Origin of the sequence: Anabaena sp. 4-3 (assembly GCF_001597745.1) — a bacterium.
GTDB lineage: Bacteria > Cyanobacteriota > Cyanobacteriia > Cyanobacteriales > Nostocaceae > Trichormus.
In genome coordinates this window covers 16,580-32,342 of sequence record NZ_LUHJ01000010.1, presented here as the reverse complement: position 1 = coordinate 32,342, position 15,763 = coordinate 16,580, and the positions used below count along the sequence as shown (strand labels likewise).

Genomic DNA, 15,763 nt, shown 5'->3' with positions numbered 1-15,763 from the left:
GGCGTGAAAACAGGCAATAGGGAATAGGGTTTTGAGTCTAACTGGTAAGTGTTGTTAACTCTGCTTGTATGCGGTTGAGCGTGCGTAGATTTTCTTCAGGTGTACCAATAGTAATTCTTAATCCGCCGCTAATTTTTCGTACAAGAGTGCCTTGGCTTTTGAGTTGTTGATGCAGATTTGTTAAAGTATTGTCTGGTGAGTCAGAATCATTAGCTTTGAGACGCAGGAAAATAAAGTTAGCCGAACTTTCAGCAACTTGTAATCCTGGGTGCTGGGATAACGCTGTAATCAGTTTGCTGCGTTCCTTTAAGGTTTCGGGAATGGAATTGAGCAACAGTTGACGATTTTGTAAAGCTACTAATGCGGAGGCGATGGAGAAACTAGGTAGATTATAGGGTAGGCGGACTTTTTCTAAAATAGCGATCGCTTGAGGATGAGCTACACAATACCCAACCCGCATAGCGGCTAACCGAAACGCTTTAGAAAAGGTGCGTAGAATCACCCAATTGGGACGTTGTGCTAATTCACTAACTAAGGTGTTTTGACTAAATTCAAAGTAAGCTTCGTCAATGACTACCAAAATCTCTTGACTGAGACTGCTTAACCAAGTCAACTCATCAGAAGTTAAAGGGTTAGCTGTGGGGGAATTAGGATGCACAACGAACACCACCCGAATCGGAGGATTTTGAGTTTGTGCTATGGCAGACTGAGCCTCGGTTAAGTTAATTTCAAAATTATCGGGATTTCTGGAAACTGTAACTACCGGAATGCCTAAAGTTTGCGCCAAAATCCCATACATGGAAAAAGTGGGATTAGCTACCAAAATTGAGCCTTCCCCTTGTAAACAGGTAGCTATTAATATAGAACGAATCAGTTCATCAGAACCGTTACCGACAGAGATATTGTCAGCACTCACTAGGGATGAAACACCAGCCGACTCATTGACATATTCGGCGATCGCATTTTTTAATGACTCATGTCCACCATCAGGGTAACGATTGGTTTCGATGACTTGTTGATAAGTCCAAGCTAGCTTTTGTTTTAACTCTGATGGTAAATCGTCAGGACTTTCATTAGTGTCTAAGCGGTCTAACTGCGCTGGAACTGCTGCGTCTGTATCGCTGCTAGGGTGAGGTTTGTAAGCGTTGAGTTTGGCTAAATCTGAACGTATATAAGGAAGCATAGGTTTAGTTATTAGTTATTAGTCATTAGTCATTAGCTTTTTTTTGCGTGTTTCCTGGGAAAAGGTGAGGGTTTATTATTGTACCGCTTTCGGGTAACTGACAGAAATGGTGAATTGCTTGCCAAATTTCTTGGGTAACATTACTTAGGGCGTGATCACTGTCAAGTTCAATTAAATTTACCCAAGGACGCGATCGCTGAAAATCCCGACTGGCGATCATGGGGATGACTTCATCTTGTTTACCATGCAAGATTAAGGTGGGTATGGGACGTTGTAATAAGTCTTCTGAGTATTTAGTTGCATCGGTGACGAAATTGTAACTTAAAGGCAGCGATCGCCCGACTCCATAGTGATGAACCATGTAATACTGTTCTTGTTGCCAACGTTGTACAGCTTCATTTCCCAACTTAGGCAACCAATGAGACAAAAAACCAAAGGCTGGAGCTAATAAGATTAAGCGTTCTACTTGTTGATATTGCTGTCCTAAATGTGCCGCAGTCAACCCACCCAAGCTAGAACCAATCAGGGTGACTGGTGTAGAATCGTCAGGGAATGCTGCTGCTACCTGCTGAATTTGACGAGTAATTGTCAACTGGGAAAAGTCACCAGCATTGAGATCGGGAATGGTGATTGGGATGTTAATTTTAGTAAAGCGATCGCTTATGTCTTGGGCTTTAGCAGACTTAGGACTAGAAGCAAAGCCATGCAGGTAAATGTAATGTATAGGCATTGTGTGATGATTTATATAGATAAAAATATTACGGCTAGGCTAGAAATATAACTCTTTTTCCCAGTCCCCAATCCCCAATCCCCAATCCTTGTAATGGTTCGTACTCCTAGATTAACTTTTGATCGCGGCACATTAATTTTACATCCACCACCACGCGGTAAGGCTTGGATGGATTACGCTACATGGGATGATCGAGTAGAAAAATTCCGGATTCCGGCGATGAGATACCGGGCTGTAGTGGAAGCTTTACAAGCGGAAGATGTGGATTTTGTTGATGAGGCGAAGGAATTTTTCCCGGTTGATTTGGTGGCGAGTTTGGAAATGCAACCCTACGCGCATCAAACTGAGGCGTTAGCCGCTTGGAAGCTGGCGGGAAGACAAGGGGTGGTAGTGTTACCAACGGCGGCGGGTAAGACTTATTTGGCGCAGATGGCGATGCAAGCAACACCACGCACGACTTTAATTGTGGTGCCGACGTTGGATTTAATGCACCAGTGGTACGCTCATTTAGTCTCGGCGTTTCCTGATGCGGAGGTGGGTTTGCTGGGGGGTGGTTCGCGGGATAAGTCGCCGATTTTGGTGGCAACTTATGATAGTGCGGCGATTCACGCTGAGACTTTGGGGAATAAGTATGCTTTAATTATTTTTGATGAGTGTCATCATTTGCCGACGGATTTTAACCGGGTGATTGCGGAATATGCGATCGCACCCTATCGTTTAGGATTATCAGCGACTCCAGAACGCACAGATGGCAAACACGCAGATTTAAATATTCTTATCGGTGCAGAAGTTTATCGTAAACGTGCTGAAGATTTGGCGGGTAAGGCTTTAGCTGAACATGAAATCGTGCAAATCAAGGTGAAGTTGTCACCTCATGAACGCGAAAAATACAACGAGTTAATTCAAATTCGCAATGATTTTTTACGCCAATCAAAGATTTCTTTGGGAAGTATCCAAGGTTGGCAGATGTTTGTACAAATGAGTGCGCGATCGCAATTTGGACGCAGAGCCATGTTAGCACACCGTCAAGCCAAGGAAATTGCTCTTGGTACTGATGGTAAATTGCGAATTTTAGCTAGTTTACTCGCCAAACATTACCCAGAACGCATATTAATATTTACTGCCGATAATACCACAGTTTATAAAATTTCTCAAGACTTATTAATCCCCGCAATCACCCATCAAACACCAGTCAAAGAACGCCACGAAATATTAACTAAATTTCGGGCAGGTGAATATAATACTTTAGTTGCTTCCCACGTCTTGAATGAAGGTGTAGATGTTCCTGCGGCTTCTATCGCTATTATTTTATCTGGGACTGGTTCTACAAGAGAATATATTCAACGTTTGGGGAGAGTTTTAAGGAAGGGAAATATTCAAGATAAACAAGCGATTCTTTACGAAGTCATAGCAGAAGACACCAGCGAAGAAAACACTTCTGCACGGCGACGGGGAGAAGATAAAAAACCGAATTTAAAAGTGGTTTATGGTAGCGGACAAGGAAAAGTTGCCAAAGCTGCGGAACAATTAGAAATTAATTATCAAGTCGATAAGCAACCAGATAAAAATAATCAGGGAAATGTTACCTACAGAACTACTAAGTCATCGCCAAAACGGAGAAGAAATAATTCCCAAAAGACTGAAGATTGATGATAAGAATTTAGAGTTAGTCAATGAGTTAATTAATTGTTTTCAGTCAACACTAGGGAAAACTCAGGGAGAACTTGAACGTCAACTTTTAGATTTAGAAGGTGATGCGACAGATTATCGAGTCAAACGGGGTTTAGCTTACATTATTAAAAGTAATTTCTGTACTTTTGAAGTTGTTAGTCCCCTAGAACCGCCAATGTTAAGAGAAAGAGTGTTTGCGCTAGCTGCAAAATCTGCACCTAGTCGGGAATCTACTCAAATCACATTGGTAAAACTTGCGGATGAATTAACGCAGGAATTAGAAAGAGAAGTTTTACCTGAACAAGTGCGTGAAGGACTTTATGCTGACTTAGCTGAAAATAAAATATTAACTAATTTTGACACGCCTACAGGGGTGGAGATAATTAATAGATATAACTTGTCACAAGTGCAGGGAATATTTTATAAAGCCAGTCAATTAGTGTTAAATGCTCATCGCAATGTTCCGGGGGAATATAAGCTGTTATTTCGCTATTTAAAGTTATTTCAATTAATGGCTTATATTGAAGGTGATGCTGACCACGGCTTTACAATTACCGTCGATGGGCCGACGAGTTTGTTTAATCCTAGCACACGTTATGGGCTAGCGATCGCCAAACTCATACCCGCCTTACTTCATGTTACCAAATGGAGTCTTGCCGCCACATTACAAACTCGTGATGTCTATACAAATACTTGGAAAACTGGCAGATTTACCCTTAATTCCGAATGTGGTTTAGTATCGCACTATTCCAAAGGAAAACCTTACGATAGTATGTTAGAAGCATCCTTCGCTGATAAATGGGATGCCTTAAAAACAGAATGGATTTTAGAGAGAGAAGTAGATTTAATTCCCATTCCAGGGAGTGTGATGATACCCGATTTTCGGTTAGTGCATCCTGATGGACGCGAATTTTTATTAGAAATAGTCGGTTATTGGCGACCAGAATATTTACAAAAGAAATTTTCTCAGGTGCGACGTTCTGGTTGTGATAATTTAATTTTGGCGATTTCGGAAAGATTGAATTTAGAAAAAGCCGGAGTTAAGTTAGATAATGTCCCCGCGAGAATCGTTTGGTTTAAAGATAAATTATTACCAAAGTCTGTGTTAGCAGTGATAGATTGAACTAGGATAAATGACATGAAAAGTATAGAAACAATCGCCACAGTGTCAAAAGATGGTAAGATGACGGCGCAATTACCAATAGATATTGCTGAGGGTGAACATCAGGTAGTAATTGTCATTGATGAACAATCTTTAACTGAGACAGCAGAGAATAAACCAAAGCGTCCACCTCTCAAATTTTCCGCTTATCCTGTAGGATTAGTCTCAGAAAACCTGACTTTCCGTAGAGAAGACCTTTATGGAAACGATTAATAACACTGTTTTCATTGATACGAATATTTTGGTTTATGCAAATTTAGCCTTATCGCCATTTCATCTACAAGCAACAGAACGACTTCAATCACTTGCAGAACAAGGTATTGAATTATGTATTAGTCGCCAAACTTTGAGAGAATATTTAGCGGCGATGACAAGACAAAGCGACTTAACCGGGAGAATTCCTATTGAGTCCTTAGTGGCAGATGTCAGGTATTTTGCTAATTATTTTCGCTTAGTTGAAGATAGCTTAGTGGTGACAGAAAGGTTACTGACACTCATGGAGGAAATTTCCATTGGTGGTAAGCAAGTTCATGATGCTAATATTGTCGCCACGATGTTAGTTTATGGTATTCCTCAGTTACTCACTCACAATACAGGTGATTTTGCCAGATTTTCTGAGTTAATTACTGTTTTGCCGTTGCAAGCATCTAACGATTTGATTTGACCTTAGAGGATGTTAGGCAAGTATTATTGCTAACATTAAAATTTAAAAAACCTAACCCCCCTAGCCCCCCTTCCCTACAAGGGAATGGGGGAATTTGTAGAGACGTTGCATGCAACGTCTCTACATTTCCAGGGGAGAGGTTTGGAGAGGGGTTTCTCGTATACTGTGAAGCTTGACACACATCTTGCACCTGTTCCTTGATGATAATTTTTGTAGGGTGGGCATTGCTTGCAACTTGCTCAAACCCTTAGTTTTAGGTTGTTGGCAGTGCATCGCCTTACGCTTGTTGAGAATGGTGCAAGATATGACTTGACAAACATTCTCTTAGGCTTAGTTTACTCGCTTTCTGTTTCTTCCACTTCCAGCAACTCCCAAATGAGGATAGCTAAAAGTAATTAACCAGACTTGATATGAGAAGGCAATGAATTTTATTTGTTAAGAGAAGGTGGCAATCATTCCATCGCGTAGCGTCTCATAAAGAAGAGATAGCTTCACTTATATTCTAGAATAATCAGCGTCGCCTGTCTAACTGTAGGGGTGCGATCGCTCAACTATCTGTTTGTCCCTCTTACACAGTAAGTATATACTTAAAAAAATTTTAGCGATATTTAAATTTATCTGGATTTATCTTAAAATTTAAGAAAACCTTAAGTAATTCCTTTATCTATCTCAGGGCTGTGTAAATGGAATATAGGGTTTGTGAAAGATGGAAAAATAGCAGTAAATCTCCAGATGAGATAGTGAAATGAACAATTTACGCCTTTACCCAAGAGTTTCAAAATCCTTCATTCCCCATAATCAGCAAAGTGAATTTGATATCTTACTAGAATGGTGCAGAATAGTTTATGGTTGCCTGGAAGGTGGACAGATTGAGGATGCCAAATTTTTTTTAGAGCAGGCAATTATCGAGGCTGACAAGCCCAAACAAGATTAATATCAAGTTAGGGAAAATATCTATATGCCCATAGCTAGAGGTTTGATAACGCTTTTTCTCAACAATCTACTTCTACCGATAGAGAGCAAAAGCGTAGATGTCAACTACAAATATATCAGGACTTACGCAACTAGCATATTATTAGGGTGCGTCAGATATAAACAATACGTTTATTGACAGTATTTAAACAGTCTGACGTACCCTACAAGACATCTGTAATGTGACAGTTGCGTAAATCCTATATATCAGGTAAAAACGGTGATAAAAACAGCTAGTTAGCATATAGTGAAGCCTCGGTTTGGGAAAAGCCGGGGTTTTTAATTATGGAGACAGGAGGCAGAAGGTGAGTGTTTTACCATTAAACAAGAGTTATCTGTTCACTCATGCGCTGTTCTAACAAATCCAACAACCCATCAACATCTTTCCCAATTTGCTCAAAACAAACTGATGGCGGCGGTTCTGGTGCAAACTGAATTAACTTAATTTCGCCCTTACCAATACCAATTATTAAAACTTCTACTTCCGGCTGATGATGTTTAATAATTCCTAAAATTTCTTGCAACCGATTTTCCACATTATTATTTAATTTTTCTATCGCCTCTTGAGGACAATAAACAAAATGTGGTGTAGGCTGTAAATCAATGCCGATAGTGCCTTGACTATCTCCATTTGCTAACCACAACCCCCAAGCCAGCGCAGCCAATTCTTGGTGATTTTCCTTAACAAATCTATCCAACTGACCACGCCACTTATTATCCCCTGATTCCGGTTGAGTATTACTAAAAATCATAAATAGTTATTAGTTATTAGTCATTAGTCATTAGTCATTAGTTATTAGTCATTAGTCATTAGTCATTAGTTTTTCTCCCCCTGTTCCCTCATCTCTGTGCGCCTCTGTTGCCTCGTGCGCGAAACTCATCTTAACCCACTCTGCACCCGCCAGAGACTAGCATAAACCCCACCTTGCTCTAACAACTCCTCATGAGTTCCTGACTCAATTAATTGTCCATGTTCCATGACATAAATACAATCGGCATTGCGAATTGTAGACAACCGATGAGCGATCGCAATTGTCGTCCTATCTACTGTAATCCGTTCGAGCGATCGCTGAATAGCTGCCTCAGTTTCATTATCCACCGCCGAGGTCGCTTCATCTAAAATCAAAATCGGCGGATTTTTTAACACCGCCCGTGCAATAGCAATTCTTTGTTTCTGCCCCCCAGACAACTTTTGTCCTCTTTCCCCCACAATAGTTTCATAACCTTGGGGTAAGCGGCTAATAAATTCGTGTGCCTCTGCTATCTTGGCGGCGTTAATAATCTCCTCCTCCGTAGCCTCAAAACTACCATAGGCGATATTTTCCGCCACCGTGCCATGAAATAAAAACACATCTTGGCTGACTAAACCAATACTGCGGCGTAAATCTTGTAACTTTAAATCTTGTAAATCAATGCCATCCAGAATAATTTTACCAGCATGGACTTCATACAAGCGCAGTAATAGCTTGACTAAAGTGCTTTTACCCGAACCAGTAGAACCGACGATAGCGATAGTATTCCCGGCAGGAATTTTTAAAGATAGATGTTTCATCACGGGTAATCTATCTCTGTAGGCAAAAGTCACATTTTTAAACTCTACTTCCCCCCTTACCGCATCTATCGGTAGAGAGATATTTCCTGAGTGAGTTGTAATCGGAGTATCTAACAACTCCATCACCCGATGAGTAGAAGCCATTGCCCGTTGATACAGGTCAAAAGTTTCGCCTAATCTAGTTAAAGGCCAGAGTAGTAACTGTACCAAAAATACCAAAGAACTATAAGCACCAACAGCCATTCTCCCGGCGACAGTTTCCAAGCCACCAAAGACCAATAATGACGTAAACCCTGCTAGAATAAGCATCCGAATCAGGGGAATAAAAGCCGCAGACAGAGCGATCGCATTCGTGTTACTTTGACGATAAGCTAAACTGTCTTGCTCTAACCGCTTGACTTCGTACTCTTCGGCGGTGAAACTTTTAATCGTGGTAATTCCACTGAGATTATTAGATAACCGTCCATTGAGTAAACCCACCTTTTCCCGCACATCGGCGTAACGCGGTGCTAACAACTTTTGAAAAGCCACCGAACCCAAAAGAATAAATGGCATCGGCAAGATAGCCATCCAAGCTACACTAGGAGCCAAAACCAAGAATGCACCGCCAATGACTACAATAGTTGTGATCACTTGGATAATATCATTAGCTCCCACATCCAAAAAACGCTCAAGTTGATTAACATCATCACTGAGGATCGACATTAAACCCCCTGTGCTACGTTCTTCAAAATAAGCTAACTCCAACTCCTGTAGGTGTTTGTATGCGTCCAAACGTAGGTTATGCTGTATATTCTGTGCCAAGTTACGCCAGAATAACTTATAACGATACTCAAAAAATGACTCAAGTATCCAAGTGATGACTGTGAGCAGGGAAACAATTAAAAATTGCCCAAATATATCTTTCACTCCTAACTGAGCAATGATAGAATCCTGCTGCTTAACTACCACATCTACAGCAATGCCAATTAAAGCTGGCGGAGCCAAGTCAAAAATTTTATTCAAAATTGAGCAACCAGTCGCCAACCAAATTTGTTGACGATACTGATATCCATAATCAAACAGGCGCAGCAGAGGATGTGCGGAACGTCTACGCCTTTTTAATACCCGATGAGATTTAGATGCTATAGCCACAGCCGTTGACCGTTGCGAGAATCTGATATTACCACGAGAGGGAGGAGCATCTCACTTTTCTAATTTTGATTGTGCATCAGTTATCAGACAACCAGTTACCATCATACAGGGACTGCCTCACCATGCCAAAGGAGACAAAAAATTGAAAAATCAACAACTAGGCAATTTACCAACCACAATTATCGGCATTTTGTTAGCTATAATTGTGATAATTTTGCTCAATTCTTTTATCATTATCAACCCAGGACAAGCAGGAGTCATTAGCATTTTAGGAAAAGCCAGAGATGGAGCTTTAATCGAGGGGATTCACTTGAAGCCGCCGTTTATTTCTGTAATAGATGTGTATGATTTAACGGTGCAGAAATTTGAAGTCCCTGCCGAGAGTTCCACGAAAGACTTGCAGAATTTAACCGCTAGGTTTGCGATTAACTTTAGACTTGATCCCAGCCAGGTAGTTGAAGTGAGAAGAAAGCAGGGAACTTTAGAAAATATTGTCTCTAAAATCATTGCTCCCCAAACCCAGGAAGCATTCAAAATTGCTGCCGCCAAACGCACAGTAGAAGAAGCAATAACTAAACGCAGTGAACTTAAAGAAGACTTTGACAATGCCTTAGGCGATCGCCTGGATAAATATGGAATAATTGTCTTAGATACCAGCGTAATTGATTTGACCTTTTCCCCTGAATTTGCTAGAGCCGTCGAAGAAAAACAAATTGCCGAACAACGCGCCCAAAGAGCCGTCTATGTAGCACGAGAAGCAGAACAAGAAGCCCAAGCAGAAATTAATCGCGCCAAAGGTAAAGCCGAAGCGCAAAGACTCCTCGCCGAAACCCTCAAAGCCCAAGGTGGACAATTAGTTCTCCAAAAAGAAGCCATAGAAGCTTGGAAAACAGGCGGCGCACAAATGCCACGAGTATTAGTCATGGGTAGCGAATCTTCCAATAATGTTCCCTTCATCTTCAATCTCGGAAATACCCAAAACTGACTATAATTTCCCTAATCACACACAACTCTCTACCTCGTACACACAAACACACCTCAAAACACAATGAAAAAAAGTATGCCCATGCCCAACCACCCTAACATTACCACTACAGAAGCCAGAAAAATTCTCAATAAATTCAACTGCTTAGATATCGCCCCAATTCTCAAACCATCAGAAATAGAATTAGTGCGTCAGTCATTGATTTTACTCACCAAACTATCTCATTATCAAATCCTCGGCATTTGCGCCGATACAGCCGAAGAAGCATTACTAGCCATGAGAACCTACACCCATGCTTTTGGTTATGAAGTACCAACAGACTTACCCGTAGTCGAAGGGCCAGTTTACATCAAATTAAATGGCAAAAATGGCTTATGTTATCTCGACTCTTATGCAGGACATCATCGGGGCGTATTAGTATCTTTTCAGTCTTATGACGAAGGAGGGATAAACGAAATGTATGGGCATCTACCCCTGGATTTATTTGTGGAGAATTAAGAAAAACAATGAGGTGCGTTAAAATAGATAAATGCACCTCATCTTAACTCATACAAAATGCTGGGTAAATCCCCAACACTGAACATAAACCTCTGCTTTGCGCCTGGAGTGCCTACCGAAATTTGCTAAAACCTCCGCACCGCAACTTTTCTGTTGCGTGAACTGCTGCTTAATCTCTGTTCACGCCGCCATCTTTTGAGAAAAAACACTAAGTCAATCAGCAGTAAATTAAACTGACTCTTTTAAAATTATATGAGCATCATCACCTTACAATCAGTTAAAAAAGACTTTGGAATCAAAGAAATTTTAAAAGATGCTAGCTTTAGTTTAGATGCGACTGACAAAGTGGGCTTAATTGGTACAAATGGCTCTGGTAAATCAACCTTATTAAAAATGATTGCTGGACTAGAACCAGTTGATAGCGGTCAAATTATCAGCAACTCTGGTGCTAAAATCATTTACTTACCCCAACAACCAGACTTAGACGAAAACCGCACAGTATTAGAGCAAATTTTTGCTGACAGTGGCGAAAAAATGGCTCTGGTGCGGGAGTATGAAGAAATTTCTGATAAACTAGCACATTATCCCGAAGATAACCAGTTGATGTCACGCTTGGCTGTGGTGATGCAGCGCATGGACGCAATTGGCGCATGGGAATTAGAAACTAACGCCAAAATTATCCTCAGCCAATTAGGAATTGCTGATTTTGATGCGCCCATAGGCACATTATCAGGAGGTTATCGTAAACGCATTGCCTTAGCAACCGCTTTACTCACCGAACCTGATGTCTTACTCATGGATGAGCCAACCAACCATCTCGATGCTTTATCTGTAGAATGGTTGCAAAGTTACCTCAATCGCTATCGTGGTGCATTATTATTAATCACTCACGATCGCTACTTTTTAGATCAAGTCACCAATCGCATCATTGAAATTGATCGGGGCGATATTTACACCTACTCAGGCAATTATTCCTACTATCTAGAAAAGAAAGCCTTAGCCGAAGAATCAGCAATTAGCAGCCAACGCAAACATCAGGGTGTATTACGTAGAGAATTAGAATGGTTGAAACGGGGGCCAAAAGCCAGAAGTACCAAACAAAAAGCCCGGATTCAACGCATTCAAGCCATGCGGGAAACAGAATTTAAACAAACTCAAGGTAAAGTAGATATTTCTACCGTGAGTCGTCGCATAGGCAAAAAAGTTATTGAGTTAAATAACATTGGTAAATCCTATAATGGACGTACCCTAATTCATGATTTTAGCTATGAATTTAGTCCCGAAGACCGAGTAGGAATCATCGGCGGTAATGGTGCTGGTAAATCCACATTAATGAATATGATCACTGGCAGAGTAGAGCCAGATGCAGGTAGTGTAGAAATCGGTTCTACCATTCACATCGGCTATTTTGATCAACATTCCGAAGAATTACTCACCGCCTTAAATGAAAATCAGCGCGTGATTGACTACATTAAAGAAGAAGGGGAATTTGTCAAAATCGCCGATGGTAATCAAATTACCGCCTCCCAAATGTTAGAAAGATTTCTCTTTCCCGGAAATCAACAGTACGCCCCCATACATAAACTCTCTGGTGGCGAGAAACGGCGGTTATTTCTGCTGCGAATCCTCATGAGTGCGCCGAATGTGTTAATTTTAGACGAACCAACCAATGATTTGGATGTGCAGACGTTGGCAGTATTAGAAGACTACCTAGAAGATTTTAGTGGTTGTGTGATTGTAGTATCTCACGATCGCTACTTCTTAGACCGCACAGTAGATACAATATTTGCTTTAGAAGCTGGTGGCAACCTGCGACAATACCCAGGTAATTACTCAGTGTATCTCGACTACAAGAAAGCGGAAGAAGCACAAGCATCAGGGAGCAACACTAAAGAAAAGACAAAAAATTCTCAAGAATTAAAAGTTACAGCGCAAACTAAAAATGTAGAACCTAAAAAACGCCGTAGGTTGTCTAACTGGGAAACGCGGGAATTTGAGCAGCTAGAAGGCAAAATCGCGCAACTAGAAGCCGAAAAAGCCGCCGCCGAAACAGCACTAGCTAACGTCGCTCCCGGTAATTATACCCAAGTGCAGCAACTCTACGACCAAGTGCAAACGCTCACACAAGCAATTGATGCGGCGACTGAGCGATGGTTAGAATTAGCTGAAATAGATTCTTCAGGGAATGGGTGAGAGTAGTATGATCGCTCTAATGCAAAATTTAGGACTAATCTCGGCATGGAGTGATGCCCAGTCTGATACAACTTGCCCAGTCTATCGGGATGGGAGTATCGAGCGTACAGATGAGGGGAAATCGAGCATCATACCGCCAATAGGTGGCGAAATCAGTCATCAATACCGAAAATTTACCCGTCAACTACTAGGTGGAAGCAGACAAAATAATCATGTTGTAGCATCTTCTGGCGATGCTTCTGAGTTAGGATGTAAAGCTTGGGATAATTCAACTCCAACACCAAGCCGGAAACTGCCCCATTTATGTCTTAATTATTTCTGGGAGTTATCACAACAAGCCGATTCTTTAAAAATTCTGCGACTTAATTTACCAAAAGTTTGCTTTAGTCACTAAAGTCAGATGTTACTCTTTGACTGAGTGGAAGATTTGACTGGGTTTTCAGGTTATTGCTGTTCATCGGGCTATTGATAACTTTAGCCGTGCATCCGATAGTTAGATAGAGTGCCAACAAATGATCATGATCAATCCTCATACTCAAGACATCCGCTCTCATGCCATTCATTTTTTAGAACAGAATCCATCACAGCGTCTAAAAATTCTCCAAGAATTAGGGATAGCTCGTTATCAGTTCTTAAGCAAAATCCGTCTCAATGACGCTAATATTAACTGTGTGATGCGATTCCTAGATGATCCCAGTCAAATGAAATTTCCCAATTTGTCGGGAGCAGATTTGTCTAACTTAGTGTTAGATGACGTGAAACTTATTCGGGGTAATTTATCAGGAGCTAACTTGCAAGGCAGTAGTTTATTAAATGCTGACTTGATTTTTGTTAACTTCACAAATGCTGACTTGAGAAAAGCCGATTTAAGAGGCGCAACTCTCAATGAGACTATTTGGTTAGATGCCTTAGTAGAAGATTGTCAGCTTGGTTTAGGTAATGGCTTAACTAAGCAGCAACGTAAAGATTTACAACTACGGGGCGCAAGGCTTAACTATTTGGCAGATGATAATTAAAACCTCAAAATTATCAGACTGCTGAATTAAAATCTGCTGGGACAAGTGATGAATAATGCAATTAAATTGCCCCAAAAACTGATGTTGCTGGGTTCGGGAGAACTCGGCAAAGAATTCGTTATTGCTGCACAACGCCTGGGTAACTTTGTCATAGCTGTAGACCGTTACGCGAATGCTCCAGCTATGCAAGTTGCCGATTGTTGTGAAGTGATATCAATGCTGAGTGCGGAAGATTTAGAAGCGGTAGTCACGAAGCATAAACCTGATTTTATCATACCCGAAATAGAGGCAATTAGAACCGAAAAACTGCTGGAATTTGAACAAAGAGGAATAACAGTAATTCCCACAGCAGCAGCGACTAATTACACGATGAATCGGGACAGAATTAGGGAACTAGCACATCAAGAATTGGGGATTAGAACTGCTAAATATGGCTATGCAGTGACGCTAGAAGAATTAATTGCAGTGGCGGATAAGATTGGGTTTCCGAATGTGGTGAAACCCGTGATGTCTTCCTCTGGGAAAGGGCAATCTGTAGTGCTATCGAGAGAGGAAGTAGAAAAGGCTTGGAATTATGCGATCGCTAATTCTAGAGGCGACAGTCAAAAGGTAATAATTGAAGAATTTATTAACTTTGAAATCGAAATTACTCTTTTGACAATTAAACAATGGAACGCCCCGACAATTTTCTGTCCTCCGATTGGACACCGCCAAGAAAGAGGCGATTATCAAGAATCTTGGCAACCCGCAGAAATTTCCGACAATAAAATAATACAAGCCCAAGAAATCGCCAAAAAAGTCACCGATGCGTTAGGGGGAGCCGGGATTTTTGGAGTAGAGTTTTTCATTACCAAAGATGAGGTAATTTTCTCCGAATTATCTCCCCGTCCCCACGACACAGGAATGGTGACATTAATCTCCCAAAACCTCAACGAATTTGAGTTACATTTGCGAGCAATTTTAGGCTTACCCATCCCCCATATAGAACAGTTAGGAGCTTCAGCCAGTGCAGTCATTTTAGCCTCAGAAAAATCAGACTCGATAAGCTTTACAGGTGTAGCTGAAGCCTTATCCGAGAAAGACGTAGATATTAGATTGTTTGGGAAACCAACCGCCCATCCCTATCGCCGCATGGGAGTAGCCTTAGCCAAAGCTGATAATGTGCAGCAAGCCAGAGAAAAGGCGACAAGCGCAGCTAAGAAAGTGCAAATTGTCAGGGAGTAGGGAATAGGGAGCAGGGGAGCAGGGGAGTAGGGGGAGAAAAACTAATGACCAATGACCAATGACTAATAACTAATGACTAATGACTAATGACTTTAAATTTTGAATTTTAATCATGGCATGGTTAATAATTTTGTCACGGTAGCTACTTATAGCAACTATGTTGATGCCAACTTAGCAAAACAGCTATTAGAATCAGCAGGCATTAAATGCTACTTAGCGAATGAATCTACTCTCAACACAGCATGGCATCTCACGGTAGCTGTTGGCTGGCTGCAATTACAAGTTAATCAAGCAGATTTAGAACAAGCCAAAGAGGTTTTAGTCTCATCTCAAATGGCAGCAGCAGCAACAGCAGACGACTTGCTTGATGATGAAGCAGCTGATGATGATTTTGAAAAAATATCTTGGGCAGACGCAACAGCCGATAGAGCATTCATCACAGGTGTAATTGGGTTAATTTTACTCTTGCTGCCCATCCAATTTTATTCTTTATGGCTTTTGCTTCGTTTATTTGTTTCTCGCCGCCCCATCAGTCCAAATAGACGAATCAAAGTTATGATTGCTTTGCTACTCGATTTACTAAATCTTTATATACTTTGGCATATCTTATTTTAGATAGGCATTATTTGGCCTCTACTGTATGATGAAAAAGAAAAATCTACTGTCAACCACAGGAGGCATTGACTTAGACGGGATCTGCAAAACTTTAATCTTGCCCAAGTACACAATAGCCTAGCCATGCGCTGCTGTGGCTGCCTAACGGATACAATCTATCAGGG

16 protein-coding genes are annotated in these 15,763 nt (G+C 41.1%); 12 read left to right on the top strand and 4 right to left on the bottom strand.

What is annotated here, in order from left to right:
* Nucleotides 1-37 precede the first annotated feature (37 nt).
* Complete coding sequence (locus tag A3775_RS01505) at nt 38-1,183, bottom strand: histidinol-phosphate transaminase (RefSeq protein WP_197480074.1); 1,146 nt, start codon at nt 1,181-1,183, stop codon at nt 38-40.
* Between the two features lie 25 nt (nt 1,184-1,208).
* A complete protein-coding gene (locus A3775_RS01500) occupies nt 1,209-1,913 on the bottom strand; it encodes a YqiA/YcfP family alpha/beta fold hydrolase (RefSeq protein ID WP_066423555.1) in 705 nt (234 codons plus the stop codon).
* Nucleotides 1,914-2,006: 93 nt separating this feature from the next.
* Between A3775_RS01500 and A3775_RS01495 the strand changes: the two genes are divergently transcribed.
* The 5 genes from A3775_RS01495 (at nt 2,007) to A3775_RS01475 (ending at nt 6,344) form a co-directional block, all read left to right on the top strand.
* Nucleotides 2,007-3,563 carry a DEAD/DEAH box helicase family protein gene (locus A3775_RS01495; RefSeq protein ID WP_066423553.1) on the top strand — a complete coding sequence of 519 codons (1,557 nt, stop codon included), beginning with the start codon at nt 2,007-2,009 and terminating at the stop codon, nt 3,561-3,563.
* Nucleotides 3,493-4,707: a DUF790 family protein gene (locus A3775_RS01490; protein WP_066423548.1), complete on the top strand. Its 1,215-nt coding sequence runs from the start codon at nt 3,493-3,495 to the stop codon at nt 4,705-4,707. The genes A3775_RS01495 and A3775_RS01490 overlap by 71 nt, the downstream gene beginning before the upstream one ends.
* Before the next feature lie 15 nt (nt 4,708-4,722).
* The gene (locus tag A3775_RS01485) at nt 4,723-4,959 is read left to right on the top strand and encodes a hypothetical protein (RefSeq protein ID WP_066381258.1); all 237 of its coding nucleotides are present in this window, start codon (nt 4,723-4,725) and stop codon (nt 4,957-4,959) included.
* Nucleotides 4,946-5,410, top strand: a complete 465-nt coding sequence (locus A3775_RS01480; protein WP_066381260.1) for a type II toxin-antitoxin system VapC family toxin — start codon at nt 4,946-4,948, stop codon at nt 5,408-5,410. Before A3775_RS01485 ends, A3775_RS01480 begins: the two co-directional genes overlap by 14 nt.
* A 745-nt stretch (nt 5,411-6,155) precedes the next feature.
* Complete coding sequence (locus A3775_RS01475; RefSeq protein ID WP_066423546.1) at nt 6,156-6,344, top strand: hypothetical protein; 189 nt, start codon at nt 6,156-6,158, stop codon at nt 6,342-6,344.
* Nucleotides 6,345-6,702: 358 nt separating this feature from the next.
* Here the strand turns inward: A3775_RS01475 and A3775_RS01470 are convergent, their stop codons facing one another.
* Both A3775_RS01470 and A3775_RS01465 read right to left on the bottom strand, forming a co-directional pair.
* Nucleotides 6,703-7,134, bottom strand: a complete 432-nt coding sequence (locus A3775_RS01470; protein WP_066381267.1) for a hypothetical protein — start codon at nt 7,132-7,134, stop codon at nt 6,703-6,705.
* A 125-nt stretch (nt 7,135-7,259) separates the two neighbouring features.
* A complete protein-coding gene (locus tag A3775_RS01465; RefSeq protein ID WP_066423543.1) occupies nt 7,260-9,068 on the bottom strand; it encodes an ABC transporter ATP-binding protein in 1,809 nt (602 codons plus the stop codon).
* Between the two features lie 142 nt (nt 9,069-9,210).
* Between A3775_RS01465 and A3775_RS01460 the strand changes: the two genes are divergently transcribed.
* From A3775_RS01460 to A3775_RS01430, 7 genes are all read left to right on the top strand, one after another.
* Nucleotides 9,211-10,053, top strand: coding sequence for a prohibitin family protein (locus tag A3775_RS01460; RefSeq protein WP_066381270.1), 843 nt, complete (start codon nt 9,211-9,213; stop codon nt 10,051-10,053).
* Between the two features lie 75 nt (nt 10,054-10,128).
* Nucleotides 10,129-10,551, top strand: coding sequence for a DUF1824 family protein (locus A3775_RS01455; protein ID WP_066381272.1), 423 nt, complete (start codon nt 10,129-10,131; stop codon nt 10,549-10,551).
* A gap of 252 nt (nt 10,552-10,803) precedes the next feature.
* Entirely contained in the window at nt 10,804-12,744 is a 1,941-nt protein-coding gene (locus tag A3775_RS01450; protein WP_066381274.1) for an ABC-F family ATP-binding cassette domain-containing protein, read from the top strand.
* A gap of 7 nt (nt 12,745-12,751) precedes the next feature.
* Nucleotides 12,752-13,138, top strand: coding sequence for a hypothetical protein (locus tag A3775_RS01445; RefSeq protein ID WP_156481548.1), 387 nt, complete (start codon nt 12,752-12,754; stop codon nt 13,136-13,138).
* Nucleotides 13,139-13,262: 124 nt separating this feature from the next.
* The gene (locus A3775_RS01440) at nt 13,263-13,760 is read left to right on the top strand and encodes a pentapeptide repeat-containing protein (protein ID WP_197480075.1); all 498 of its coding nucleotides are present in this window, start codon (nt 13,263-13,265) and stop codon (nt 13,758-13,760) included.
* 48 nt (nt 13,761-13,808) lie between these two features.
* Entirely contained in the window at nt 13,809-14,984 is a 1,176-nt protein-coding gene (purT, locus tag A3775_RS01435) for a formate-dependent phosphoribosylglycinamide formyltransferase (RefSeq protein ID WP_066423541.1), read from the top strand.
* Between the two features lie 117 nt (nt 14,985-15,101).
* The gene (locus tag A3775_RS01430; RefSeq protein WP_066381280.1) at nt 15,102-15,599 is read left to right on the top strand and encodes a putative signal transducing protein; all 498 of its coding nucleotides are present in this window, start codon (nt 15,102-15,104) and stop codon (nt 15,597-15,599) included.
* The last annotated feature ends 164 nt before the right edge of the window (nt 15,600-15,763 follow it).

Coding starts and splice junctions, on each gene's coding strand:
- purT (WP_066423541.1), top strand. CDS start 13,809: ATGAATAATGCAATTAAATTGCCCCAAAAACTGATGTTGCTGGGTTCG.
- A3775_RS01440 (WP_197480075.1), top strand. CDS start 13,263: ATGATCAATCCTCATACTCAAGACATCCGCTCTCATGCCATTCATTTT.
- A3775_RS01490 (WP_066423548.1), top strand. CDS start 3,493: ATGTTACCTACAGAACTACTAAGTCATCGCCAAAACGGAGAAGAAATA.
- A3775_RS01480 (WP_066381260.1), top strand. CDS start 4,946: ATGGAAACGATTAATAACACTGTTTTCATTGATACGAATATTTTGGTT.
- A3775_RS01475 (WP_066423546.1), top strand. CDS start 6,156: ATGAACAATTTACGCCTTTACCCAAGAGTTTCAAAATCCTTCATTCCC.
- A3775_RS01445 (WP_156481548.1), top strand. CDS start 12,752: ATGATCGCTCTAATGCAAAATTTAGGACTAATCTCGGCATGGAGTGAT.
- A3775_RS01450 (WP_066381274.1), top strand. CDS start 10,804: ATGAGCATCATCACCTTACAATCAGTTAAAAAAGACTTTGGAATCAAA.
- A3775_RS01500 (WP_066423555.1), bottom strand. CDS start 1,913: ATGCCTATACATTACATTTACCTGCATGGCTTTGCTTCTAGTCCTAAG.
- A3775_RS01495 (WP_066423553.1), top strand. CDS start 2,007: ATGGTTCGTACTCCTAGATTAACTTTTGATCGCGGCACATTAATTTTA.
- A3775_RS01505 (WP_197480074.1), bottom strand. CDS start 1,183: ATGCTTCCTTATATACGTTCAGATTTAGCCAAACTCAACGCTTACAAA.
- A3775_RS01455 (WP_066381272.1), top strand. CDS start 10,129: ATGCCCATGCCCAACCACCCTAACATTACCACTACAGAAGCCAGAAAA.
- A3775_RS01430 (WP_066381280.1), top strand. CDS start 15,102: ATGGTTAATAATTTTGTCACGGTAGCTACTTATAGCAACTATGTTGAT.
- A3775_RS01485 (WP_066381258.1), top strand. CDS start 4,723: ATGAAAAGTATAGAAACAATCGCCACAGTGTCAAAAGATGGTAAGATG.
- A3775_RS01470 (WP_066381267.1), bottom strand. CDS start 7,134: ATGATTTTTAGTAATACTCAACCGGAATCAGGGGATAATAAGTGGCGT.